Source organism: Amycolatopsis sp. NPDC049253, from assembly GCF_040678995.1.
In the GTDB taxonomy this organism is placed as follows: domain Bacteria; phylum Actinomycetota; class Actinomycetes; order Mycobacteriales; family Pseudonocardiaceae; genus Amycolatopsis.
The window spans coordinates 18,652-42,617 of sequence record NZ_JBFAQX010000010.1 but is presented as its reverse complement, the minus strand read 5'-3'; the positions used below and the strand labels follow the sequence as shown (position 1 = coordinate 42,617).

General features: G+C 70.0%; 19 protein-coding genes. 12 read left to right on the top strand and 7 right to left on the bottom strand.

What is annotated here, in order from left to right:
• Nucleotides 1–9 precede the first annotated feature (9 nt).
• Both AB0K15_RS23250 and AB0K15_RS23245 read right to left on the bottom strand, forming a co-directional pair.
• Nucleotides 10–1,350 carry an ATP-binding protein gene (locus AB0K15_RS23250; protein ID WP_364053978.1) on the bottom strand — a complete coding sequence of 447 codons (1,341 nt, stop codon included), beginning with the start codon at nt 1,348–1,350 and terminating at the stop codon, nt 10–12.
• 187 nt (nt 1,351–1,537) lie between these two features.
• Entirely contained in the window at nt 1,538–2,983 is a 1,446-nt protein-coding gene (locus AB0K15_RS23245; protein ID WP_364053975.1) for a CCA tRNA nucleotidyltransferase, read from the bottom strand.
• 113 nt (nt 2,984–3,096) lie between these two features.
• Between AB0K15_RS23245 and AB0K15_RS23240 the strand changes: the two genes are divergently transcribed.
• The 10 genes from AB0K15_RS23240 to AB0K15_RS23195 all read left to right on the top strand — a co-directional run bounded on the left by AB0K15_RS23240 (nt 3,097) and on the right by AB0K15_RS23195 (nt 16,983).
• On the top strand, nt 3,097–3,603 hold the full coding sequence (locus AB0K15_RS23240; protein ID WP_285971360.1) for an NUDIX hydrolase: 507 nt from the start codon (nt 3,097–3,099) through the stop codon (nt 3,601–3,603).
• A gap of 14 nt (nt 3,604–3,617) precedes the next feature.
• Complete coding sequence (locus tag AB0K15_RS23235) at nt 3,618–5,783, top strand: DUF6049 family protein (RefSeq protein WP_364053972.1); 2,166 nt, start codon at nt 3,618–3,620, stop codon at nt 5,781–5,783.
• 727 nt (nt 5,784–6,510) lie between these two features.
• A complete protein-coding gene (gene murJ, locus AB0K15_RS23230) occupies nt 6,511–8,250 on the top strand; it encodes a murein biosynthesis integral membrane protein MurJ (protein ID WP_364054654.1) in 1,740 nt (579 codons plus the stop codon).
• 82 nt (nt 8,251–8,332) lie between these two features.
• Nucleotides 8,333–9,931: a protein kinase family protein gene (locus tag AB0K15_RS23225; protein WP_364053969.1), complete on the top strand. Its 1,599-nt coding sequence runs from the start codon at nt 8,333–8,335 to the stop codon at nt 9,929–9,931.
• Nucleotides 9,932–9,962: 31 nt separating this feature from the next.
• Nucleotides 9,963–10,625 (top strand): RNA polymerase sigma factor SigM, encoded by a 663-nt coding sequence (gene sigM, locus AB0K15_RS23220; protein WP_364053966.1) that lies wholly within the window; start codon nt 9,963–9,965, stop codon nt 10,623–10,625.
• Nucleotides 10,622–11,422: a hypothetical protein gene (locus AB0K15_RS23215; RefSeq protein WP_364053963.1), complete on the top strand. Its 801-nt coding sequence runs from the start codon at nt 10,622–10,624 to the stop codon at nt 11,420–11,422. The genes sigM and AB0K15_RS23215 overlap by 4 nt, the downstream gene beginning before the upstream one ends.
• A 104-nt stretch (nt 11,423–11,526) precedes the next feature.
• Nucleotides 11,527–12,519: a thioredoxin-disulfide reductase gene (gene trxB, locus AB0K15_RS23210; protein WP_364053960.1), complete on the top strand. Its 993-nt coding sequence runs from the start codon at nt 11,527–11,529 to the stop codon at nt 12,517–12,519.
• A gap of 32 nt (nt 12,520–12,551) precedes the next feature.
• A complete protein-coding gene (gene trxA / locus AB0K15_RS23205; RefSeq protein ID WP_220240252.1) occupies nt 12,552–12,878 on the top strand; it encodes a thioredoxin in 327 nt (108 codons plus the stop codon).
• Between the two features lie 280 nt (nt 12,879–13,158).
• Nucleotides 13,159–14,307, top strand: coding sequence for an N-acetylmuramoyl-L-alanine amidase (locus tag AB0K15_RS23200; protein WP_360609046.1), 1,149 nt, complete (start codon nt 13,159–13,161; stop codon nt 14,305–14,307).
• Between the two features lie 2,127 nt (nt 14,308–16,434).
• Complete coding sequence (locus AB0K15_RS23195; protein WP_364053955.1) at nt 16,435–16,983, top strand: DUF4287 domain-containing protein; 549 nt, start codon at nt 16,435–16,437, stop codon at nt 16,981–16,983.
• On the opposite strand, the gene AB0K15_RS23190 is transcribed toward AB0K15_RS23195, so the two are convergent.
• Nucleotides 16,984–17,628: a GNAT family N-acetyltransferase gene (locus AB0K15_RS23190; RefSeq protein WP_364053952.1), complete on the bottom strand. Its 645-nt coding sequence runs from the start codon at nt 17,626–17,628 to the stop codon at nt 16,984–16,986.
• A 183-nt stretch (nt 17,629–17,811) separates the two neighbouring features.
• On the opposite strand from AB0K15_RS23190, the gene AB0K15_RS23185 reads away from it, so the two are divergent.
• Together AB0K15_RS23185 and AB0K15_RS23180 are read left to right on the top strand one after the other, a co-directional pair.
• The gene (locus AB0K15_RS23185) at nt 17,812–19,131 is read left to right on the top strand and encodes a PLP-dependent aminotransferase family protein (protein ID WP_364053949.1); all 1,320 of its coding nucleotides are present in this window, start codon (nt 17,812–17,814) and stop codon (nt 19,129–19,131) included.
• A 33-nt stretch (nt 19,132–19,164) separates the two neighbouring features.
• Complete coding sequence (locus tag AB0K15_RS23180; protein ID WP_364053946.1) at nt 19,165–20,109, top strand: D-alanine--D-alanine ligase; 945 nt, start codon at nt 19,165–19,167, stop codon at nt 20,107–20,109.
• Here the strand turns inward: AB0K15_RS23180 and AB0K15_RS23175 are convergent, their stop codons facing one another.
• From AB0K15_RS23175 to rsmG, 4 genes are all read right to left on the bottom strand, one after another.
• Complete coding sequence (locus AB0K15_RS23175) at nt 20,110–20,721, bottom strand: DinB family protein (RefSeq protein WP_364053943.1); 612 nt, start codon at nt 20,719–20,721, stop codon at nt 20,110–20,112.
• Nucleotides 20,722–20,875: 154 nt separating this feature from the next.
• Entirely contained in the window at nt 20,876–21,895 is a 1,020-nt protein-coding gene (locus AB0K15_RS23170; protein WP_364053940.1) for a ParB/RepB/Spo0J family partition protein, read from the bottom strand.
• On the bottom strand, nt 21,892–22,818 hold the full coding sequence (locus AB0K15_RS23165; protein ID WP_364053937.1) for a ParA family protein: 927 nt from the start codon (nt 22,816–22,818) through the stop codon (nt 21,892–21,894). Before AB0K15_RS23165 ends, AB0K15_RS23170 begins: the two co-directional genes overlap by 4 nt.
• 87 nt (nt 22,819–22,905) lie before the next feature.
• Nucleotides 22,906–23,586: a 16S rRNA (guanine(527)-N(7))-methyltransferase RsmG gene (rsmG, locus tag AB0K15_RS23160; RefSeq protein ID WP_364053934.1), complete on the bottom strand. Its 681-nt coding sequence runs from the start codon at nt 23,584–23,586 to the stop codon at nt 22,906–22,908.
• Nucleotides 23,587–23,966 lie beyond the last annotated feature (380 nt).

Sequence of the window (23,966 nt, the reverse complement as noted above, 5' to 3'; positions counted from 1 at the left end):
GCAGGCCGATCAGAACGGCACCCACAACGTCACCCGCGTGCCGCTGCCGGGCGTCGACTCCACCAGCGCCGTGCCGCCGACCTCGCCGAGGCGTGCGTTGATCGACTGGCTGATGCCGAACCCCGCCGGCCGGGAGTCGGGACTGAACCCCTGCCCGTGGTCGCGCGTGATCACCGCGATGCCGCCGTCGCGTTCCTCCACGCGCACCACGACCTTGTCCGTGCCGGAGTGCTTCATCGTGTTGCGCAGCGACTCGCGCACGGCGTCGCGCAGCGCGATCTGGCGGACTTCCGACAGCGTGTCCTCGTCGAGCTCCGCGATCACCAGCTGCGCGCGCAGGCCGTCGCGCGCCATTTCCGCCGCCAGCGCCGCGAGCTTCTCGCCCAACGGCCGCGACGCTTCCTCCTCGCGCTGCGCCGCCGCCGTCTCGATCGTCTGCCGCAGCTCCATCGCCTGCGCGCGGGCCAGCCGCTGCACCTCCACGAGCCGGTCGGCCGACTCGCCGGTGCCGCCGAGCGAGATGGCCTCCAGCGTCTGCAGCACGGTGTCGTGCAGCATCCGGTGCTGCTGCGCGCGTTCGGCGAGCCGGCCGTTGCGGATGCCGTAGGCCAGCGCGAGCCGCGTGCCGAGGCCGAGCAGGATCAGCGCGCCGATGCCGGTGAACAGGACCCCGAACATCGTCGGGTAGAGCGACCAGGCCTGGGCGAAGTTCGCCGAGCCGCTGTTGAGGAAATCGGACAGCAGCCGCACGGGCAGGCTCAGCGCCGCGAGCGCCAGCCCCGACGGGATGCCGATCGCCAGCGTCAGCAGCGCGATGTCGCCCAGCAGGTGCTTGTCCGCGACCCCGAGCGCGTCGTGGAACACCGACGTCGGCTCGGTCAGGCCGATGACCAGCTGGAACGCCACCGTGATGATCAGGTCGGCCACGAGCAGCCGCGCCGCGAGGTCGGAGCGGAAGGGCGACGAGCGCAGCATCCAGTAGATCCCGAACGCGCTCATCGCCATCGAGCACAACGCGACCAGCGCCACGGGCACCACACCGGTCGAACCGTGCGCCGACACGAACGCGCCGAACGCCCCCGGCACCGCGACGATCCGATAGGCCAGCGGCACCAGCACCACGTACCGGGCCGCCCGCAGCAGCAGCCCGTCGTTGTACCTGGCGTCGACCGCGCCCGCCATGCGCGAGATCCGCTTGAACGCCCGCAGCGGCGTCGGGTCGGCGATCTCGTCGGTGAGCCCGGTCGTCGCCGTCGCGAGCGCGGGCGTGCCGCGTTTCAACAGGGTGACGAGGAAGCTCGACGTGCGGGGCGGCCGGCCATCCTGGTCCTCAGTTGCCTGCGCCGTCATCGATCTCCCCGGTTCGGGGCGCGCCCCCTCCGGCAGCGCCCGGGGCAGCGAGTATTCCCGCTCGCCGGGCCGCGTTCCAGAGGCCAAAGGGGGATCTTGGCGGATTCGCGATCACGAATTCGACTCGTGTTCGCTCGCAAGGCCCCGCGACGACCCCAGGGTGATCACCCGTGCCCGCAGCGCGAGATCACTCGGCGGGCGTGATGCCCTCCGACTCGGCCCACTTCTTGAGCTCGGCCACGGCCTCGTCGTGGTCCAGCGGACCACGGTCCAGCCGCAGCTCCTTGAGGAACTTCCACGCCTTGCCGACCTGCGGACCCGGCTTGAGCCCGAGCAGCCGCATGATCTCGTTGCCGTCGAGGTCGGGGCGGACCCGGTTGAGGTCCTCCTGCTCCTTCAACGTCGCGATGCGCCGCTCGAGGTCGTCGTACGTCGCCTGCAGCGCGGCCGCCTTCTTGCGGTTGCGCGTGGTCGAGTCGGCGCGCACGAGCTTGTGCAGCCGCGTCAGGAGGTCGCCGGCGTCGGTGACGTAGCGGCGCACGGCCGAATCCGTCCACTCGCCATTGGCGTAGCCGTGGAACCGCAGGTGGAGGAACACGAGCTGCGAGACCTGCTCCACGATCTCCTTCGAGAACTTGAGCGCGCGCAAACGCTTGCGTGCCATCCGCGCGCCCACGACCTCGTGGTGGTGGAAGCTCACGCCGCCACCGGGCAGGAACTCGCGCGTCTCCGGCTTGCCGACGTCGTGCAGCAGCGCGGCCAGCCGCAGCACCAGGTCGGGCTCCGACGCCGGCTCGTGCGTGGTCTCCAGCGCGATCGCCTGCGCCAGCACGGTCAGCGAATGCTGGTAGACGTCCTTGTGCTGGTGGTGCTCGTCGATCGCCAGGCGCATGCCGGGCAGCTCGGGCAGCACGTGATCGGCCAGGCCCGTGTCCACGAGCAGCTCCAGGCCGGGCCGCGGGTCGGCGGCGAGCATCAGCTTCGACAGCTCCGCCTGCACGCGCTCGGCCGTGATCCGCTCGATCTCACTCGCCATCGACGTCATCGCCTCGACCACGCGCGGCGCGGCGGTGAAGCCGAGCTGCGCGGAGAACCGGGCGGCGCGCAGCATGCGCAGCGGGTCGTCAGCGAACGACTCCTGCGGCGTCGCCGGGGTGTCGAGCACCTTCAGCCGCAGCGCGTCCATGCCGTCGTGGGGATCGATGAACGTCTTCGTGACCAGGTCGATCGCCATCGCGTTGACCGTGAAGTCGCGGCGCAGCAGGTCGCCCTCGATGGTGTCGCCGAAGGTGACCTCGGGGTTGCGCCCGACCCGGTCGTAGCTGTCGGCGCGGAACGTGGTGATCTCGAGGGTGGTGCCCTTCTTGGTGACCCCGACCGTGCCGAAGGCGATGCCGACGTCCCACACGGCGTCGCCCCAGTCGCTCACGATCTGCAGCACGCGGTCCGGCCTCGCGTCGGTGGTGAAGTCGAGGTCGCTCGAGAGCCGGCCGAGCAGCGCGTCGCGCACGCTGCCACCGACCAGGTAGAGACTGTGGCCGGCTCGCGCGAACCGCTCCGCCAGCTCGTCGGCCAGGGGGGACACTCGCATCAGTTCCGTCACCGCGTTCTGCTGGGCGACCAGGTTGTTCACTTCATCCCACCATTAGCTGACAACGGGAAGTGACGTCCACTACTACGGACGCCGTCGGACACGGACACGGAGAGCCAGCGTACCTGGGCAACCGTTTGCTCTAGCATCGCAGCATGCCTGGATCTGCCGGCCGCGCCGGAGCGCCGAAGCCGCGCCGCCGGCGCAGGCGGCAGCGAGGCAGGCGCCTGACCACGGTCGACGAGACGTCGGCCGGCGGACTGGTCGTCGACGCCGGGCGGGAACACGCGGTGCTGATCGGCCGCCTCGACCGGCACGGCAGACTGCTCTGGTCGTTGCCGAAGGGCCACATCGAGGACGGTGAGACGGTGGAGCAGACGGCGGTGCGCGAGGTGAAGGAAGAGACGGGCATCTCCGCGCAGGTCCTGCGTCCGCTGGGCACCATCGACTACTGGTTCGTGGCCGAACGACGCCGCGTGCACAAGACCGTGCACCACTTCCTGCTCGAGTCGACGGGTGGCGAGCTCTCCGACGAGGACGTCGAGGTCACCGAGGTCGCGTGGGTGCCGCTGGCCGAGCTGGAGACGACGCTGGCCTACGCGGACGAGCGCAAGCTGGTCCGCAAGGCCAAAGAACTTTTCGCGCACGACGAGCGCGCCTGAGAGGGAGCACCCGAGTGAAGCGGCCCGCCGCCTTCTTCCTGTCCCTGCTGGTCTTCGCAGCAGCCGCCCTCCTCGGCGCGCCCGCGCAGGCCCAGGACGCCGCCAGCCCCGAGCCCCCGCGCCTGCGGCTCGACCTCGACCAGCTCAACCCGCGCGTGATCACCACCTCCGCGAAGACGCTGACCGTGTCCGGCACCGTGACGAACATCGGCGACCGCCGCATCTCCCGCCCGCAGGTGCGGCTGCAGGTCGGCGAGCGCCTGACCGGCGACCGTGAGTTGAAGGACGTGCTGGCCGGCGAGCCGATCCAGGACAGCCCGCTCACCGACTTCACCACGCTCACCGAGACACTGGAGCCGGGGCAGAGCGCCCACCTCGACGTCAGCGTGCCGCTCAACGGCCTGCGCGGTGGCGAGCTCGGCCGTCCCGGCGTGTACCCGATGCTGGTCAACGTCAACGGCACGCCGGAGTTCGGCGGCCCCGCGCGGCTCGCGGCCGTGAGCCTGCTCATGCCGGTGCTGTCCGCGCCCGGGAAGCCGTCGTCGCCGGGCAAGCACGCCGACGTCAGCGTGCTGTGGCCCATCACCGACAGCGCCCCGCACGTGCTGTCGTTCCCCTACGGTGGCCAGCTCAGCCTCACCGACGACACCCTCGCGGCCGAGCTGAGCCCCAACGGACGGCTGCACTCCCTCGTCGCGGCGGCCCGCGCGGCCCAGCAGGCCGACCCGGCGGTCGGCGACTCCCTGTGTTTCGCCGTCGACCCCGACCTGCTGCGCACCGTCAACGCGATGACCGGCGGCTATGTCGTCGCCGGCGCGCCCGGCAAGGGCTCGCAGCTGGCGCAGGACTGGCTGGCGCAGCTGCGCACGCTCGTCAACGGCCACTGCGTGATCGCCCTGCCCTTCGCCGACGCCGACCTCACCACGCTGGGCAAGGTCCGCTCCGCCACCGGCACGCCCGACACCGGCCTGCTGAGCACGGCCCTCAGCGGCGAGGCGACCATCCGCGACCTCCTGCACACGCAGCCGCGCCAAGGCGTGCTCTGGCCCGACGGCACGCCCGACGACCAGGCGCTCACCGCGATGTCGGCAGCCGGTGTGCACACCGTGCTCACCGACGGGTCCAAACTGCAGGCCGACACGCCCGTCAGCGGCCCCGTCTCACTGCCCGGCGGCCTGCGCGCCCAGCCGATCGACAGCGTCATCGCCGGCGCCATGACGAGTTCCGTGCCCAACCCGCAGAACCCGACCACCGTCGGCGCCGCGACGCAGCCCGCGATCGCGAGCCAGAACGGCCTCGCCGCCATCGCGTTCGAAGCCGGCCTCGGCCGCACCGGCATCGAGCCGGGCACTCAGCTGCTCGTCGCGCCGCCGCGGCGCTGGGACGTGCCGGTGGGCGAGCTCACCGCGTTCCTCCAGAACGTGGGCCAGCTCCTCGGTCCCGGCGGCGTCGCGGGCGGCACGCCGCTGCCCGACCTGCTGGACCAGGACGCTTCGGGCACGGCGTCGTTCGCGGCCGGCACCCACGACCAGCCGCTGTCGGGGGGCGGCGACGTCGCCGACGCGCTGACGGACCTCGACGGCCAGGCCGCCGGCCTGCTCTCGGCCATGCGGATGGACACCACCCGTCGCGTGCCGCCGGAGGCCATCGTCGCGCCGGTACGCGACGCCCTCGTGCGCGGCGCGTCCACGGCCTACCGCACACCTTCGGCCGGCACGGCCGGCGCGAACGCCGACGCCGAGCTCGCCGCGATCCGCGATCAGGTGACGGTCGAGCAACCGAAGCAGACGATCGCGCTTGCGTCCGGTTCGTCGCCATTGCCCGTGTTCGTGAGCAACGACCTCCCGGTGGGCATCACTGCGCAGATCGCGCTGAAGAACGAGGTCGGCATCCGCCCCGAGCAGGTGCAGAACTGGTTCTTCCCGGCCAAGGGCGGCAAGAACGAGCTGCTGCAGATCGAGGCCCTGCGCGCCGGGCGCCTCAGCGTCGATGTGTCCTTGACCACCCCGGCGGGCACGCAGCTCGGCAGCACGGCGCGCTTCGAGCTGACCTCGACGGAGTACGGCCCGATCACGATCATCATCACCGTCGTCGCTGGTTGTGCCCTGCTCCTCCTGGCGTCGCGGCGGATCTACCGGCGGGTCAAGGAAGGCCGGGCCGCCAGGGCCGAATCGCGCTGAGTCCTCGGGGGACCGGGTATCGGAGGCCGTTCCCGATTACCCTGGGTCGACCGCTGCCACAATGGCAGGGACCCTGGCACCGAGGATTGGGCGCGCGTTGGACAGAGAGCCGGGCTTACCACCCGAGCGTGCGAGTCGTCCTCGGCGCGAGGGCGCGCCTCCTCGTCGCGGCGAACGCACCGAGCAGCCGCGCCGCGCCGCCCGTGAAGGCCGACGCCAGCCGCCGCCCCAGGGCCAGGTGCCGCCCGAGCGTCGCCAGCCACCGCCGGCGAACGGGCGCACGCGCCACCTGCCGGTCCCCGCCGAAGAGCGCCTCCCGGCGCCCGACGAGCGCGCGGACCGGCCGAAGCGCCGCGTACCTCCGCCGCCGCAGCAGGGACAGCCGCGTCAGGCGTCCCGCGCGCAGGCGACCCCGCCGCCCACACGACGGCAGCCCTTGCCGCCGCCCCCGCCGTCGGGCCGGCAACCTCTGCCGCAGCCGTCCGGACCACCCGCGCCCGCCGGACCACCGCCGTCCGTACCTCTGCCGCAGCCCTCGGGCCCACCTTCCGGCCCGCAGCCGCTGCCGCCTTCGGGACCCGTCTCCGGGCCCCAGCCGCTGCCCCCGGCCCCCGCGCCGCACCGCGGCCGCGGCCCGCGTCCAGGCGCGCCGATCCGGCCGTGGCAGGAAGAGGCGCTGCGCGACCCGGAGGCCACCCGCTTCATCCCGCGCACCGCCGGCGTCCCCATGGCGGCGTCGCGCTGGCCCGTGGCCGACCCCGACTCGATGCGCCCGTACGACGCACTGGCCACCCAGGTCATGCCGCGGATCGGCGACGCGCCACTGGTCCGGCCCACCGAACCGGGCTCCACCGGTGAGCAGCCGGCCACTCCGGCGAAGGCGCCGTCGATCGCGAAGGCCAGCGGCCGGATGGCGATCGCGTCGCTGATCTCCCGCATCACCGGCTTCCTGTGGAAGCTGCTGCTGGCGGCGGCGATCGGCACGGGCATCGCCAACGACTCGTTCAACGTCGCCAACACGATGCCGAACATCATCTTCGAGCTGCTCATCGGCGGTGTGCTCACGAGTGTCGTGGTGCCGCTGCTGGTGCGCTCGCAAGATGATCCGGACCACGGCGCGGCGTACGCCCAGCGGCTGCTGACGGTGGGGCTGACCCTGCTCCTGGCGGGCACGCTCATCGCGGTGATCGCCGCGCCGGCCTTCACCTCGCTGTACGTCGATTCCTCAGGTCAGGCCAGCGCCGGCCTGACCACGGCCTTCGCCTACCTGCTGCTGCCCGAGATCTTCTTCTACGGCGTGTTCGCGCTGCTCTCGGCGATGCTCAACGCCAAGCAGATCTTCGGCCCGACCGCTTGGGCGCCGGTGATCAACAACCTGGTGGTCATCTTCACGATCCTGGTCGTGTGGGTGATGCCCGGCTCGATCGACACGGACCACCCGTCGATCACCGACCCCAAGGTGCTCACCCTGGGTCTCGGCGTGACCGGCGGCATCGTCGCGCAGGCGATCATCCTCGTCCCGCCCCTGCTGCGCTCGGGCTTCCGGCCCAAGTGGCGGTGGGGCATCGACAAGCGGATGAAGGAGTTCGGCGGGCTGGCCCTGTGGGTCATCGGGTACGTCGGCGTGAGCCAGATCGGCTACACGATCACCACCCGCGTGCTCACCAACGGCGCGCCCGGCGGTGTCACCGCCTACACGAACGCGTGGTTGCTGTTCCAGCTGCCCTACGGCGTCATCGGCGTCTCCCTGCTCACCGCGATCATGCCGCGGATGAGCCGCGCCGCAGCCGACGGCGACAACAAAAAGCTGATCAGCGACCTGTCCTACGCATCGCGGATCTCCACCGTCACGCTGCTGCCGATCTCGGCGGTGATGACGATCGTCGGCTCCTCCATCGGTGTCGCCCTGTTCACGTTCGGCAAGGGATCGCTGGAAGGGGCCACCCGGCTCGGCGAGGCGCTGGCGGTCTCGTCGTTCGCGCTGCTGCCGTACGCGCTGGTCATGCTCCAGATGCGCGTGTTCTACGCGATGAAGGACGCACGCACGCCGACCTTGATCATGATCGTGATGACCCTGGTCAAGGTGCCGCTGCTGTACCTGTGCCCCGTGGTCCTGTCGCCCAACAACGTGGTGCTGGGCGTGATGATGGTCAACGCGCTCACGTACGTGGTCGGCGCGGTGCTCGGCCAGGTCTGGCTGTGGGTCACGCTGGGCAACCTGCGCAGCAAGCGCATCATCGGGGTGATCCTGTTCACCGTCGTCGCGTGCGTGCTCGGCGTGGCCGCCGCGTACGTCGCGGGCCTGATCGTGCCGTCTTCTCTCGGCCCGACTTTGCAGGCCTGGATCAAGCTCTTCCTGCAGGGCATCGTCGGCATCGGCGTCTCGTTCGGCGTGCTCATGGCCCTGAAGGTGGAAGAGCTGAGGCCGGCCACGTCCAGGATCACCCGATTGATCAAGCGCGGGTAACGATTGATTCACGACTGACGACGCTTCCTCCAGACCTGATCCGGGTACCCTCGGTGCGGGAGCGCGACGCGGGAGAGAAGCGGTGGACACGAGACGGAGCGAACAGGCAGGGGAGGCCAACCGTGCGGGCATCCGTGCCCAGGGCGGTTCGCTGGCCCCGGGCCGGGTCGTCGGCGACGGCCGGTACCGCCTGCTCGCGCAGTTCGGGGTGGACGAACGAGCCGCCGCGCACCTGTGGCGGGCACGCGATGGGCAGCTCAAGCGTGATGTCGCGCTGACGCTGCTGGTCGGTGATCCGGCGGATCCGGAGGCCGCGAGGCTGGCCCGGCGAACGCTGGAGCGCGCGGCGCACGCGTCGAAGTTCGGCCACGGCGGGGTCGCGCGGGTGCTCGACGTGCTCAGCCTCGGCAGTGGCGTGACCTCGAACGAGGGACTTCTCGGCGTCGTCGTCGCGGAATGGACCAAGGGCAGCGATCTGGTGGACCTGGTCGCGCAGCGGCCGGTGGCGCCCGCCGCGGCCGCGCGGATGGTGCAGGCCCTCGCCGAAGCGGTGGAGCACGCGCACCAGAACGGCCTGGTCCTCGGTCTGGACCACCCCCAGCGGCTGCGCCTGACGCCCAACGGCGCGTTGAAGCTGGCGTTCCCCGGCCCGCTGCCGGACGCGACGCTGCGCGACGACGTGAAGGCCCTCGGCGCCGTCCTTTACCTCCTGCTCACCGGACGCTGGGCGCTGCCGGGCGGGCCGCCCGCGATCCCCGCGGCGCCGCTGACCCCCCAGGGTCAGGTCGTGCCGCCACGGACGCTGGTCCCGGCCGTGCCGCCCGAGCTTTCGTCGCTGGCCGTGCGCACGATCGAGGACGGTGGCAACGGCGGCATCCGCACGAGCTCGGCCATCCTGCGCGTGCTCGACCAGGCCGCCGAGGCCGAGGAGCGCACGCAGCTGATCAAGGCCGTCGGCGAGGACGCCACGGCCGAGGCCGACGGCACGATCTGGACCACGAAGAAGCCGGTGAAGGACGTCGCGCGGCGGCGGAAGCTGGCGTTCGGCGTGACCGTGCTGGTCGTCGCCACCGTGCTGATCCTGGCGTGGGGCGGGTTGATGCTGATCAACCTGTTCCAGGGCGACTCCAAGGCGAGCGGCCCGACGATCAACGTCGCGGCCACTCCCACCTCGACCGCCCCGCCGCCCGCGAACTCGGCGGCGCCCCCGCCGTCGTCGCCGGCCGCGCCGAAGCTCGGCCAGGCCGTGGAGCCGAAGGCGGCCACGATCTACAACCCCAAGGGCTCGGGCGACAACTCCAGCCGGGTGAAGAACACGATCGACGGCGACCCGGGCACGGTCTGGCGCACCGACCAGTACCAGCAGCAGCTGCCCGCACTGAAGCCCGGCGTCGGGTTCGTGGTGCAGTTCGACGACCCGGTGAAGCTCGCGCAGGTGAAGATCGCGGCCGACAGCCCCGGCACGAAGATCGAGATCCGCTCGGCCGACAGCAAGAACCCGAAGCTGGACGACACCAAGGTGGTCGGCACCGGTGACCTCAACGGCACCGACACGACGATCAACCTCGAGACGCCGACGGAGAGCCAGTACTTCGTCGTGTGGATCACCCAGCTGGGCGACGACAGCGACGGCGGCTTCATCAGCGAGATCGGAGACGTGAGCTTCCTGCCTGCGGGGTGAGCGACATCTCCCACTCAGTAGGCTCTGCCGGGTGACGGCTGCAGCTCCCACGGACGCGGATCTCATAGCGGCGCACGCCGCCGGAGACCCGCATGCGTTCAGCGAACTCGTCCGGCGGCACCGGGATCGGCTGTGGGCCGTGGCCCTGCGCACGCTGCGTGATCCGGAAGAAGCCGCCGACGCGTTGCAGGAGGCGTTCATCTCGGCCTTCCGCGCGGCGGGCAACTTCCGCGCCGAGTCGCAGGTGACGACGTGGCTGCACCGCATCGTCGTCAACGCGTGCCTCGACCGCATCCGCCGCAAGCAGGCGCGCCCCACCGTTCCCCTGCCTGAGGCCGGCTTCAACGAGCCGGCCTCGCCGCGCGACTCGATGTCCGAGAGGGAGACGAGCCTGCTCGTGCGCGAGGCGCTGGAGCAGCTGCCCGAGGAGCAGCGCGCGCCGATCCTGCTCGTCGACGTCGAGGGCTACTCCGTGGCCGAGACGGCGAAGCTGCTCGGCATCGCGGAGGGCACGGTCAAGAGCCGCTGCGCGCGAGGAAGAGGCAAACTCGCGAAGGTTCTGGGGCACCTGCGGAACCCGGATGCGAATGCGAACGTCCCAACTCACGAAAGCAAACGCAGGAGCGCCACTTCGGACGGGTCCCGGAGTGCCGGGCGAGCCGACCGCTCGCCGGGGAACGGGGAGGCACGATGACGGACGAGAGTCGGGGGGTCGGCGGGACCGTCGGTCCGCCTTGGTCTGTCGACGTGCTGGCCGACCTCCACGCCGGGGTGCTGGACGAACACGAGGCGGCGCGGCTGTGGCCGCGGGTCCAGGCCGACCCCGAAGCACGCGCGATCATCGAAGCCCTCGAGGCGACCACGGCCGACCTGGCCGCGCTGGCGGACGAGCCGGCGCCGCCGATGCCGGCCGAGTTCGCCGCGCGGATCGACCAGGCGCTGGCCGCGGAGGCCGCGTCCCGGCAGGCCGCCTCCTTTCCGGCAGCGGGGTCGGCACCGGTTCCGGCCTCGCCTGAGCCCGGCGTGGCGCCCGTGGTGGACCTCGCGGCAGCACGGCGGCGGCGGAACAAGCGGCTCGGCTGGGGCGCGGGGATCCTGACGGCGGCCGCGGCGGCGATCGTCGCGATCGCCGTGACGGTGCCCGGCACTACCCAGGAAACCGGCACCGGCGTGGCCGCTCCGGCACCGGCGGGACCGTCTGTGGGCGGCGACGGCAGCGGGGCGGAAGCGCTGCTGGGCGGGGCGATGGGCGTCCGCGACTTCGGCCCGCTCCAGGACGAGCAGCACCTCGACGCGTGCGTCGGCGCGGCCGGTCTGGACCCGGACGTGCGGCCGGAGGGCATCCGGCCGGTGACCGTCGACGGCAAGCCCGGCGTGCTCGTCATCTACACGACGGGTCAGCTCGCGCAGTTCCGGCTGGTGGCCTTCGGGGCCGACTGCGGCCCGGGTCACGCCAACGTGCTGTTCGACAAGGTCGTCGGCAAGAAATAACCGCTGGTCGGGACGGGTGAGTAGCGGCCGTCACCGTCGGGAACACCGCCACCTACCATCGTGTTGAGACCAGTGCACAGGTCACTACGAGCGGAGGTTCACGGGTGGCTGCCGAGGAAATCAGGAACCTGATCATCGTCGGGTCGGGTCCCGCCGGTTACACGGCCGCGGTCTACGCGGCGCGCGCGCAGCTCGAACCGTTGGTGTTCGAGGGCACGCAGTTCGGTGGTGCGCTGATGACGACCACGGAGGTCGAGAACTTCCCCGGCTTCCGAGACGGTATCCAGGGCCCGGACCTGATGGAAGAGATGCGCAAGCAGGCCGAGCGCTTCGGCGCCGAGCTGCGCGCGGAGGACGTCGAGTCGCTGGAGCTGACGGGCGACGTCAAGTACGTGGTCGCGAACGGCAAGCGGTACGCCGCGCGCGCGGTCATCCTGGCGATGGGCGCTGCGGCGCGCTACCTGAACGTGCCCGGTGAGCAGGACCTGCTGGGCCGCGGTGTGTCGGCCTGTGCGACGTGTGACGGCTTCTTCTTCCGCGACCACGACATCGCCGTGGCCGGCGGTGGTGACTCCGCGATGGAGGAGGCGACCTTCCTGACGAAGTTCGCCAAGTCCGTCACGATCGTGCACCGCCGTGACGAGTTCCGCGCCTCCAAGATCATGCTCGAGCGCGCCCGCGCGAACGACAAGATCAAGTGGCAGCTGAACTCCCAGATCACCGGGGTGGAAGGCGACGGCAAGGTCCAGGGCCTGAAGGTCACGGACACCAAGACCGGCGACGAGAAGACGCTGGACGTCACCGGTTTCTTCGTCGCGATCGGCCACGACCCGCGCAGTGCTCTCGTGCGCGGCCAGGTCGACGTCGACGAGGACGGCTACGTGGTGACGCAGGGGCGCACGTCCTACACGAACGTGCCGGGCGTCTTCGCGGCCGGTGACCTCGTGGACCGCACCTACCGTCAGGCCATCACGGCGGCGGGTTCCGGGTGCAGCGCGGCCATCGACGCGGAACGATGGCTGGCGGAGCACGGCGACGAGAACGCCCACGAGGCGTCCGAGCTGGTCGGCGGCGGCTACGGCGCCGGCACCCACTGACTTTCCGATACCGACCACCCGAAGGAGAAACCATGGGCAACAACACCGTCAAGGTGACTGACAAGTCGTTCGTGGACGACGTCCTGACCAGCGAGAAGCCGGTCCTGGTCGACTTCTGGGCGACCTGGTGCGGGCCTTGTAAGATGGTCGCCCCGGTGCTCGAGGAGATCGCGGCCGAGAACGGCGAGAAGCTGACCGTGGCGAAGCTCGACATCGACGAGAACCCGAACACGGCGCGTGACTACCAGGTGATGTCGATCCCCACCCTGATCCTGTTCCAGGGTGGCAAGCCGGTGAAGCAGATCGTCGGCGCGAAGCCGAAGGCGGCTCTGCTGTCCGACCTGAAGGACGTCCTCTGATCGAGCCGGCGCTGTCCAGCTGCTGAGAACCCGGGCCTGCGGGAACGCCTCGCGGGCCCGGGTTCTCGCACGTTCGGGCGAAGTGTCCGTGGCCATGATCACGCAGGTGCATGGGCGTGTCCGACCAGTGGCGGCTTGCGCACTCCCGGGGCACACCGACCGGGCCTGCGCGCTCACCGAGAGTTCACAGGGCACAATAGGTGCCCTGGGCTTACACCCACACAGGTTTTCTGTTTTCGCATCGAGCTGGTTTCGGTGCCCTAGGAAGAGCGAGGAGTGCATGCGGGTACTCCGCCGCGGTGACGCCGGTCCGGACGTCGCCGAGATCAGGTCGATCCTTGCCGGGATGGACCTGCTCCCGCCGGTGGCGGGGACCGAGCAGTACGGCACCTTCGACGCCGCCGTCGAGCACGCCGTACGGGCCTTCCAGCAGCGTCGTGGGCTGATCACCGACGGGGTGGTCGGCCCCGCCACGTTCCAGGCGATGAAGGGCGCGAGCTTCCACCTGGGGAGCCGTCCGCTGCAGTACATGCTGTCCTCGCCCGTGCAGGGCGACGACGTCTTCGCGCTGCAGGAGCGCCTCACCGAGCTCGGCTTCGACGCCGGCCGCCCCGACGGCTACTTCGGCCCCCAGACCGAACGCGCCCTGCGCACCTTCCAGCGCGACATGCGCCTGGAGCCCGACGGCATCTGCGGCCCGGCCACCATCCGCGAGCTGCACCGCCTCTCCTCGCCCCGCGCCCGCGGCGGCCGCCCCGTGTTCCTGCGCGAACAGGAGCAGGTCCGCCAGGCCGGCCCGCGCCTGCGCGGCAAGCGCATCGTCATCGACCCCGGCCACGGCGGCGAAGACCTCGGCGTGGTCGCCGGCGGCCTGCGCGAAGCCGACATCGCCTGGGACCTCGCGCGGCGGCTCGAAGGCCGCATGCAGGCCACCGGCATGGAAGCTTTGATCTCGCGCGGCCCCAACCACAGCCCCACCGACTTCGAACGCGCCCGCTTCGCCAACGACGCCGGCGCCGACCTGTTCCTCTCGCTCCACAGCGACAGCAACCCCAGCCCCCGCGCCCAGGGCATCGCCAGCTTCCACTTCGGCACCGGCAACGGCACGACCTCCACGGTCGGCGAACTCCTCGCCGGCTTCATCCAGCGCGAAGTCGTCGCCCGCACCGGCTTGAGGGACTGCCGCACCCACTACAAGACGTGGGAAATCTTCACCCGCACGCGCTGCCCCGCCGTCCGCGTCGAGATCGGCTACCTCACCAACCCGGACGACAGCCGCAAACTCGCCGACCCCGCCTTCCGCGACATCGTCGCCGAGGGCATCCTCATCGCCGTCAAGCGCCTCTACCTCCTCGGCGAAGGCGACCAACCCACGGGCACCTTCACCTTCGCGGACGTCTTGGCGCACGAGCTGGCCAAGGCTGAGTAGAGCTTTTCTGCCCTGCTTCTTGACCTCGCATCTTCTCGGCTGAGCCGGGCCCTCTTTCCCGAGGCCCGGCTCACGTCTTTTGGCTTTCGCCTCGCTTGTTTCGCTTTCGCGGCAGTAGTTTCGCCTTCGCGCCGCCTGTTTCGCCTTCGCCCTGCCTGTTTCGCCTTCGCCCTGCCTGTTTCGCCTTCGCCTCGGTAGTTCCGCCTTCGCCTCGGTAGTTCCGCCTTCGCCTCGGTAGTTCCGCCTTCGCCTCACGTCTTCTCGCCGTTGCCGCGACCTCCTGGTGACCCGCCACGAATTGCCGAGGACTCGACCGCCATGCCGAGCTCTGGCCACCGGCCGTTGATCGTCGCCCGATCAGCGGCCACCGGGTCAAGCTCTCCGGACTCCACACTGGCCCACCAACCACCGGCCACGACCTCCGATGACTGAGCCCTATCGATTTCCGCAGCCAGCCGCGCGGCTCTTGCTCCGACCACGGCGCCGGCCGCGATCGCTACAGACTGGGCACCCGATCGCCGTGCAATCCCACCGATCTCCGGAATCAGGCCGCTGCTCCAGACTGGCTCCGGACTGCGCTGCAGCTCAGCAGCGCCGACGCCGCCGCCAGGAACTACCCACTCGCGTCCGCGCCCAGGCGCAAGCCGCGGCATCGGACTGATTCCCGTTTAGCAGCCGGTCGCTGGAACCGGCTTCTGTTCGCCAGCCCTTGAGCGATCCTCACTGTTCAGCCGGCACCGAACACAGACCCGTCCGCTGCCGGACCTGTCGTCGAGGCCAGTCTCCGCCGACCGGCGCGGAGAAACGCGAGCCGAGTCCTGACCACCAGCCGTCGAACCCCACCAAGCAGACCTCGCTGGTCGGTGGCGCCAAGGCCGATCTACCGGTCGATGTGCACTGCATGCTGAGGCCTGGCCGCAAGACCCGGCTCCCAGGTTCGTCGCGGCACGCCTTCCGCGGCCAGCCGTCGCTCGCTGGTCACCAACTCAGCGCGCCGCAGTTGATCACTCCAGCTCGAGGCCACGAGGGGTCCGGCATCAGAACGCGTCGGCGCCGTTGGCAGCCCCGCACTGGTACCGCCGTCCGGCGCCTTGGCTAACGCCGCCGTCAGGCACGGTCTGGTTGACGTCGCCGTTGGAGTCCTGGTTGACGCCCCGTTGGGGCGTTGGTTGGCGCCGCCGTTTGGCGCTCTGGATGGCACGGCCGCTGGGCGGTCTGGTTGACGGCGCCAGTGGACACCTGGTTAGCGCCCCGTTGGCAGGTCTGGTCGGTGTCCCGTTGGCAGACCCGGTCGATGTCCCGTCGGCAGACCTGGTCGGTGCCGTGCTGGGGGCGTCGGTTGGCGCCGCACTATGGCGCTTCGGATGACACCGCCGCTGGGAAGCCCGGTTGAGTGCGCCGACTGTAGGCCTTCGACCGGGGTGCCGAAGCCAGGTCATCCGGGACCGGTGTCAGCCCGCCGGCTCCGAGCGCTGATCCACTACCACTCCGGCCAAGGCGCTCGCCCCACCTGAAGCCCTTCGCTGATCCCGAGCTCGACCCACCACACCCAACCCGGCCGAACCCACCCTCACCGCAGCCTCGCACCCGGCCCAACCCGGACCCAGCCGCGGCACCTCCGATGGACTTACCCACAACCACTCTGGGTAGTCATCCACATTCCCCACAACCAGCCGCACCCACCGCCCGACGCACCACCCACCGCTGGCGCCCTGTGCACAACCGCGGCCCGAACCTCACCCCAAGCGGTGCACGGGCCGACCCAGGTGGAGTAGTCCACCGCCAACCCTGCAACCGGAGCCGCGCAACCGTTTCGGCCGCCCCCGCCGACCGCCACAACCCATTGCGCCCGCCCCGCCGCGGACACACCACACCTTGGGGCAGCCCCCGCCCTCCTCGGGGGGCGTCCCCAGATCCAGTCTACTCATCCACAGGTTTTCCACGGCGTCTATCAGGGATCTGTGGATAACTCGGGGTTTCTTCCACAGTTGTGCACAGCTGGGAGAATCGGGTATTTCGGGCTGGGTAAGACCGTGGTAGGCGGAGGTCGCGAAGATCTTTCGGGGGGTGTGTCGAAGGGGCGGGGTCGGTGGCGACGTTCCGGGTGACGAGACAAGGAGGGCTGCCATGGGTGGCACGAAGTTGACCTCGGACGATGCGGTGCGTACGGCAACCGGGCGAGGATTCGGCGAGTGGGGTGAGCTGCTCGACGCGTGGGGAGCGCGTGGTCAGAGCCACGGGGACATCGTCAGTCGGCTCATCGAGGAGCATCGGATGGGCACTTGGTGGGCACAGACAGTGACCGTCGAGTACGAGCGGTCCCGGGGGTTGCGGCCGCGCAACGGGGGTCGGGACGGGCGCTTCACGGTGAGTGCGAGCCGGACGATTGAGGCGAGTGTCGAGGACGTCTACCGAGCCGTGATCGAGCCGGCCACGAGGGCACAGTGGCTCGACGGCGATCGGCTCGCCACCAGAACGACGCAGCCGAACAAGTCGGCGCGGTTCGACTGGAGTGACGGAGCCACGCGCGTCAACATCGGATTTGTCGACAAAGGCACGAAGACCCAGATCGCCTTGGCACACGAGCGCATCGTCGATGAAGAGACGGCCAATTCCTTCAAGGCCTACTGGCGCGACAGCCTCACCAAGCTCATGCAGCAGCTCGAGAGCAGCTGATCAAGCCCGCCCGAGACTCGGCTCCGCGGTCGTGATCGTCACCTGCCCGAGCAGCCGCTCCAACGCCGCCTCGACGTCTTCCTTCCAGGTGATCGCCGAACGCAGCTCCAGCCGCAGCCGCGGCCACTTCGAGTGCGGCCGAACCGTCTTGAAGCCGACGCTCTGCAGGAAACCCGCCGGCAGCACGCACGTGTGCTGGCCCATCGGGTCGACCTCGTCGGGTACGGCGTCACCGAACGCCTCGATGGCGCGGACGCCGCGTTTGGTGAGGTCCTTCGCCACGGCCTGCACGAGCATCCGGCCGAGGCCGCCGCCGCGGAACTCCGGCAGGATCTGGAACGCGGTGAGCAGCACGGCGTCGGCGCTGGGCGGCGACGTGGGGAAGGCCAGGGAGCGCGGCACGGCGTTCGGCGGCGCGTACAGCACGAAACCGACCGGCAGGGTGTCGCTGTAGACGATGCGGCCGCAGGAGCCCCACTCCAGCAGCACGCTGGAGACCCACGCTTCCTTCTCGACCTCGGTCGAGCCGAATTCCTCGGCCTGGGCCTTGAGGTGCGGCGCCAGCTCCCAGTAGACGCACCGGCGACAGCTCTTGGGCAGGTCTTCGAGGTTGTCGAGTGTGACGCCCACCACGCGACGCGACACCTGAAACCTCCCCGAATCCCTCACGACCGGCATCCGCTCCCCGCAAGAGCGCAGGAACCACCGGAAGAGCCACTCGAAGAATAGGACGATGTGATGAGCGCCGGAAGAGCGGGGACCAGGAAGAGGCCCTGGTTACACTCGATGGATCTACCCGCAGGTACCACCGAGCCCTCAGGTGTGTCGATGACCGAGAACCGCCCCGTCAAGCCGCAAGCCGGCCGCCACAATCTCGACCCTCACCTCGACCGGTACGCAGCGCGCACCGCCGGGATGACCGCTTCGGAGATCCGGGCCCTCTTCGCGGTGGCGAGCCGGCCCGAGGTCGTGTCACTGGCCGGCGGCATGCCGAACCTCGCCGCGCTGCCGCTGGACACGCTGTCGGCGCAGGTGGCGGAGATCATCGCCGACGAGGGTCTGGTGGCGCTGCAGTACGGGTCGGCCCACGGCATTCCCACGCTGCGTGACCAGATCTGCGAAATCATGGCCCTCGAAGGCATCAAGGCGCACCCGGACGACGTCGTGGTCACCGTCGGTTCGCAGATGGGCCTCGACATGGTCACTCGCCTCTTCTGCGACCCCGGTGACATCGTGATCGCCGAAGGCCCTTCGTACGTCGGCGCGCTCGGCTCGTTCGCGGCGTACCAGGCCAACGTCGTGCACGTCGCAATGGACGATCAGGGCCTGGTGCCCGAAGGCCTTCGTGAGGCGCTTCGGCAGGCCGAGAAGACGGGCCGGCGCGTCAAGTTCCTTTACACCATCCCGAATTTCCACAACCCGGCCGGCGTCACGCTCGCCGTGGATCGCCGCGTGGAGATCGTGGAGATCTGCCGTGAGCACGGCGTGCTGATCGTCGAGGACAACCCGTACGGCTTGCTCGGCTTCGACGGCCAGACCTACCCGGCGCTGCGCTCGCTCGATCCCGACAACGTCGTGTACCTCGGTTCGTTCTCGAAGACGTTCGCCTCCGGCCTGCGCGTCGGCTGGGTGCTCGCACCGCACGCCGTGCGCGAAAAGCTTGTGCTGGCAGCGGAATCCGCGACGCTGTGCCCTCCCACGTTCAACCAGATGATCGTCTCGCGTTACCTCGCGACGCACGATTGGAAGGGCCAGGTCAAGAAGTTCCGCGAGAACTACCGCGAGCGCCGCGACGCGATGATCTCGGCCCTGAACCAGTACCTGCCGCCGGGCTGCTCGTGGACGATGCCCGAAGGCGGCTTCTACGTGTGGGTCACGGTGCCGGAAGGTGTTGACACCAAAGCGATGTTGCCGCGTGCGGTCACCGCGCGCGTGGCGTACGCGTCGGGCACCGGCTTCTACGCCGACGGTTACGGCTCGCGCCAGATGCGCCTGTCGTACTGCTACCCGACGCCCGAACGGATCCGCGAAGGCGTACGCCGGCTCGCGGCGGTGCTGGAGTCCGAAATGGACCTCAGCCGCACCTTCGGTAGCGTGAAGGCACGCACCATCTCGGGGCCGGAAACCCCGTCGCCGGACACGGTCTGACCGGTCCGCAGCAAAACCTAAGGAGTTCCCACGGTGGTCGACCGTACCGTTGCCGTGCTCGCAGGCGGGCTTTCCCACGAACGCGACGTCTCCCTCCGTTCGGGCCGCCGGCTTTCGGCCGCGCTGCGCGCCGAGGGACTCACGGTCGAAGAGTGGGACACCGATGCCGGGCTGATCGAGCGCCTGCGCACGCAGCGTCCCGACGCGGTCGTCGTCGCGCTCCACGGCGGCGAGGGCGAGAACGGCTCCGTGCAAACGGTGCTGGAAATGCTCGACGTGCCCTTCGTCGGAACTTCGAGCATGGGCTGCCGCCGGGCGTGGGACAAGCCGACCGCGAAGGCGTTCGTGCAGCAGGCCGGTTTCTCGACGCCGGACTGGATTGTGTTGCCCCACAGCACTTTCCGTGAGCTCGGCGCGCAGTCGGTGCTCGACGCGATGGTGGAGCGCCTCGGCCTGCCGATGATCCTCAAGCCCGACCAGGGCGGCTCGGCGCTCGGTACTCAGGTCGTGCGCGAGGCGTCGGAGCTGCCCGCGGCGATGGTCGGCTGCTTCGCGTACGGCGACACCGTGCTGGCTGAACGCTTCATCGACGGGGTCGAGGTGGCCGTGACGGTCGTCGAGGGTGAGCACGGCGCTGAGGCGCTGCCGGCCGTCGAGATCGTGCCGGAGAGCGGCGTCTACGACTACACCGCCCGCTACACGGCCGGCCTCACCGATTTCTTCACGCCGGCACGCATCTCCGAGGAAGCGGCGAAGGCCGTCGGCGAGCTGGCCGTGGCGGCGCACCGCTGGCTCGGCCTGCGCGACATCTCGCGCACCGACGCCGTGATCACCGCCGACGGCACGGTGCACTTCCTCGAGGTGAACCTGTCGCCGGGTCTCACGGAGACGTCGACCGTGCCGATGGCTGTCGAGGCGGCGGGGAAGTCGCTCGGCTCGGTGTTCGCGGATCTCGTGGCGCGGGCCGTCGCGCGCTGATCACCGCGCTCGGTAGAGGTCGCGCAGCAGCGCGATTTCGGCGCCGTGGTGCAGCACTTCCTGGTTGACCCACCACGCGACCTCGAGGAACGGCTCGTCCGAGTCGCTGCCGTGGGGATAGGTGCACAGTCCCACGGTGTCGAGCGCTGCGTCGTCGACGCCCAGCAAAGCCCTCCGCCACGCAGCCGCGCCAGTTTGGAACGCGGCGTGCGCGGTTGCGGCGTCACCGGTGTCGACGTAGTCGTCGCGGGTCAGCGTGTGGCTGCCTGACGTGTGGTCGGTGCGCAGCAACAGCATTTCGCTCAGGTGGCTCAGCCGCCACGCGATCGTCGTGACGGGCGGCGGCCACGGGTGGGGGTGGGGCGCCGAGTCTCGGCCCCACTCGCCGCGGCCGGCGAGGAACGTCGCGCGCGGCCCCGGCCCGTCGAAGCGCCGCCGCACCGACCAACAGTCGGGCGTCGGCTCCCACCGGAACTCATCGTCGGTCATCGGGTCGACGGAGACGGGAATTCCGTCGCCGCTGTCGACCGTCGGCCCGCCGAGCCGATCGACGAGTCGTTCGCACGCGAAGTCGAACTGACTCAGCAACGGCGCCAGACGCGGAGGGATCACGAGACGCTCCTTCGGGAGAGCTGGTTCCGCCAACTCTCCCGGATTCCGCGCCGCGCGACCGCCGATTTTTCCCGCGCTCGCGACGACCACCCAGAGTGCCGGTCGCCCTTCCGGTGAGCAATCATCACCGTGACGAAACGACCCTGGGTGATCCCTAGTCGGTTTCCTCTGTCTGATTCGCCGTTTTTTCGCTCGAGTTCGCGTCGATGATCGAGACGATGCGTTCGAGATCGTCGACCGAGCCGAACTCGAGGACGATGCGTCCCTTGCGGCGGCCGAGGTCGACCTTCACACGGGTGTCGAAGCGATCGGACAGGCGGTTGGCCAACTCTTGCAGACCCGGTGCCTGAATCGGCTTGCGGGGAGCGGGCTTCGGCTTCGCCGGCTTTTCGCTCTTCTTCAGCGTGACGGCTTCCTCGGTCGCGCGCACCGACATGCCCTCCGCGACGATCCGGGCCGCCAGCTCTTCCTGGCTCTCCGGATCTTCGAGCGACAGCAACGCCCGAGCGTGCCCGGCCGAAAGCACACCCGCGGCCACGCGACGCTGCACGGCGAGCGGCAGCTTGAGGAGGCGGATCGTGTTGGTGATGACGGGGCGGCTGCGGCCGATGCGGCTGGCGAGCTCTTCGTGTGTCACCGCGAACTCGTCGAGCAGCTGCTGGTACGCGGCCGCCTCTTCGAGCGGGTTCAGCTGGACGCGGTGGATGTTCTCCAGCAGCGCGTCGCGGAGCATGGACTCGTCGGCGGTCTGCCTGACGATCGCGGGGATCGCTTCGAGCTCCGCCTGCTGCGACGCCCGCAGGCGCCGCTCGCCCATGACGAGCTCGTACTCGCCGTCGCCGAGTTCGCGGACGACGATGGGCTGCATGAGCCCGAACTCGCGGATGGAGTGTTCGAGTTCGGCGAGCGCATCTTCGTCGAAGACTTGGCGGGGCTGCTTCGGGTTCGGCTTGACGGCGCTGACCGGGATCTCCCGGTAGACCGCGCCGGCGACCTCGCCGCTGACGGGAGTCGCCGCACCGTTGGCCGCGAACCAGCCCTTGTCCTCACGCGCCGCCTTGTCCGCGGACGTGCCACCTTCGACGGGGGAGGGCACCGGGCCGGCTGTGGTGGCCGGCCCGGTCGGGATCAGGGCCGCGAGCCCCCGCCCCAGCCCTCCTCTGCGCTCAGTCATGCGGTACTGCTCCTTCCTTCGGTCGCGCCACGCTCCGCGATCTCCTTGGCGGCATCGAGGTAGCTCATGGCGCCACGTGAACCGGGGTCGTAGGAGAGCACGGTCTGACCGTAGCCAGGCGCCTCCGAGACCTTCACACTGCGCGGGATGACGGTCTTCAGGACAGTGTCGCCGAAGTGGTTGCGGACCTCGTTCGTGACCTGGTCGGCGAGCTTGGTGCGCCCGTCGTACATCGTCAGCAGGATCGTGGAGACGCGGAGCTCGCGGTTGAGGTGCTGCTGCACGAGCTCGATGTTGCTCAGCAGCTGCCCGAGACCTTCCAGCGCGTAGTACTCGCACTGGATCGGGATGAGCACCTCCTGCGCGGCCACCATCGCGTTGACGGTGAGGAGGCCGAGCGACGGCGGGCAGTCGATGAAGACGTAGTCGACGCCGATCTGGTCGAGGATCTCCGACGAGAGCGCCTCCTTGAGTCGCGTCTCGCGGTTCGCCATGGAGACGAGTTCGATCTCCGCACCGGCGAGGTCGATCGTCGCGGGCACGCAGAACAGGTTCGACGACTGCTCGCTGACGGCGGCCGCCTCGGCGAGCGACACCTCGCCGATGAGCACCTCGTAGATCGACGGCGTGCCGGAGCGGTGATCGATGTCGAGCGCGGTGCTGGCGTTGCCCTGGGGGTCGAGGTCGATCACCAGAGTCTTGAGCCCGTGCACAGCGAGGGCGGCAGCGAGGTTGACGGCGCTCGTCGTCTTGCCGACGCCGCCCTTCTGGTTGGCGACCGTCAGCACGCGGCGACGGAGCGGGCGGGGGAGCGTGCCCTCCTTCGGGTGCAGGACGCTCGCGGCTCGGACGGCTTCTTCGGCGATCGGCGTCCAGCCCAGGTCGTGGCCGGTGCTCGCAGGGTCGGACGGTCGGGGATTCACCGGTCTCGACACCTCCTCTTGATAGACGACTCGTTGGCGTTCGGACCGCGGCGTTTCACGTGGAACGTCGCGGCCGCACTCGTACGCTTAACTCCGCCTGCCACGAGGCCGAGACGGCTTCGATGGCAGGCGGCGGATCATCACGACCGTGCTGGGGACCTCGAGCACTGCCTTCCCGCACTCGGCGAGTTCTGGATCGGCACCGCCGGCCTTCCGCACAGCCACGCGGTCCCGCTCGATTTCCTCTCCCGCGCTGGCCCCCTTGAGCGCAACCAGACGACCTTCGGGGCGAACCAGCGGAAGACACCAGCCCGCGAGGCGAGCGAGAGGAGCAACAGCGCGAGCCGTGACGACGTCTGCGCCACCCAGCTGCTCACGCACAGACCGTTCCTCGGCGCGTCCACGCACGATGGTGATCGGGAGTTCCAGCTTCTCGGCGACCTCGGCCAGCCAGTCGACCCGGCGGGCCATGGGTTCGAGGAGAACGATAGCGAGGTCCGGTCGAGCGATCGCCAGCGGCACACCCGGAAGCCCAGCCCCCGACCCGACGTCCACCACGCGCGCCCCGTCGGGAATCTGCTCCCCGATCACAGCCGAGTTCAGCACGTGGCGCTCCCACAACCGCTCCACCTCACGCGGCCCGATCAGCCCCCGCTCGACCCCATGAGTAGCCAGCAACTCCACATACCCAGCCGCCCGGTCCACCCGCTCCCCGAACACCTCCGCCGCCGCAGTCCGCACCATCGCGGTGGCGCCGTCCAAGCTCACGAAACCCACTCCTCGGTCCGCGCGTTTCACGTGAAACGCGCTCGCTCGATTGTCCCCGATGCCGAGCCCAAATCGAGCCGACAGACCGCAACTGTGGACAACTCCACTCGCGGAGCCGAGTGTCCACAGCCGTGTTCCACGTGAAACCACGACGGCGAGTGCCCGACCGGGGAGGCGTGGCGTTTCACGTGAAACGCCACGCTTGTAATTCCCTCCGCCTGACTGGCTACACGAACCGACCACGGAGATCGGGATCGCCCGGCCAGCCCACGAACGAATCAACCGGCAGCCGAGCGAACATGCCGCCACGAGAGGTGACCGGCCGACCGATCCAGAGCCCGACCAGTGAGCGGCCGCGGCAGCCGGCCAGGAACGCGAGC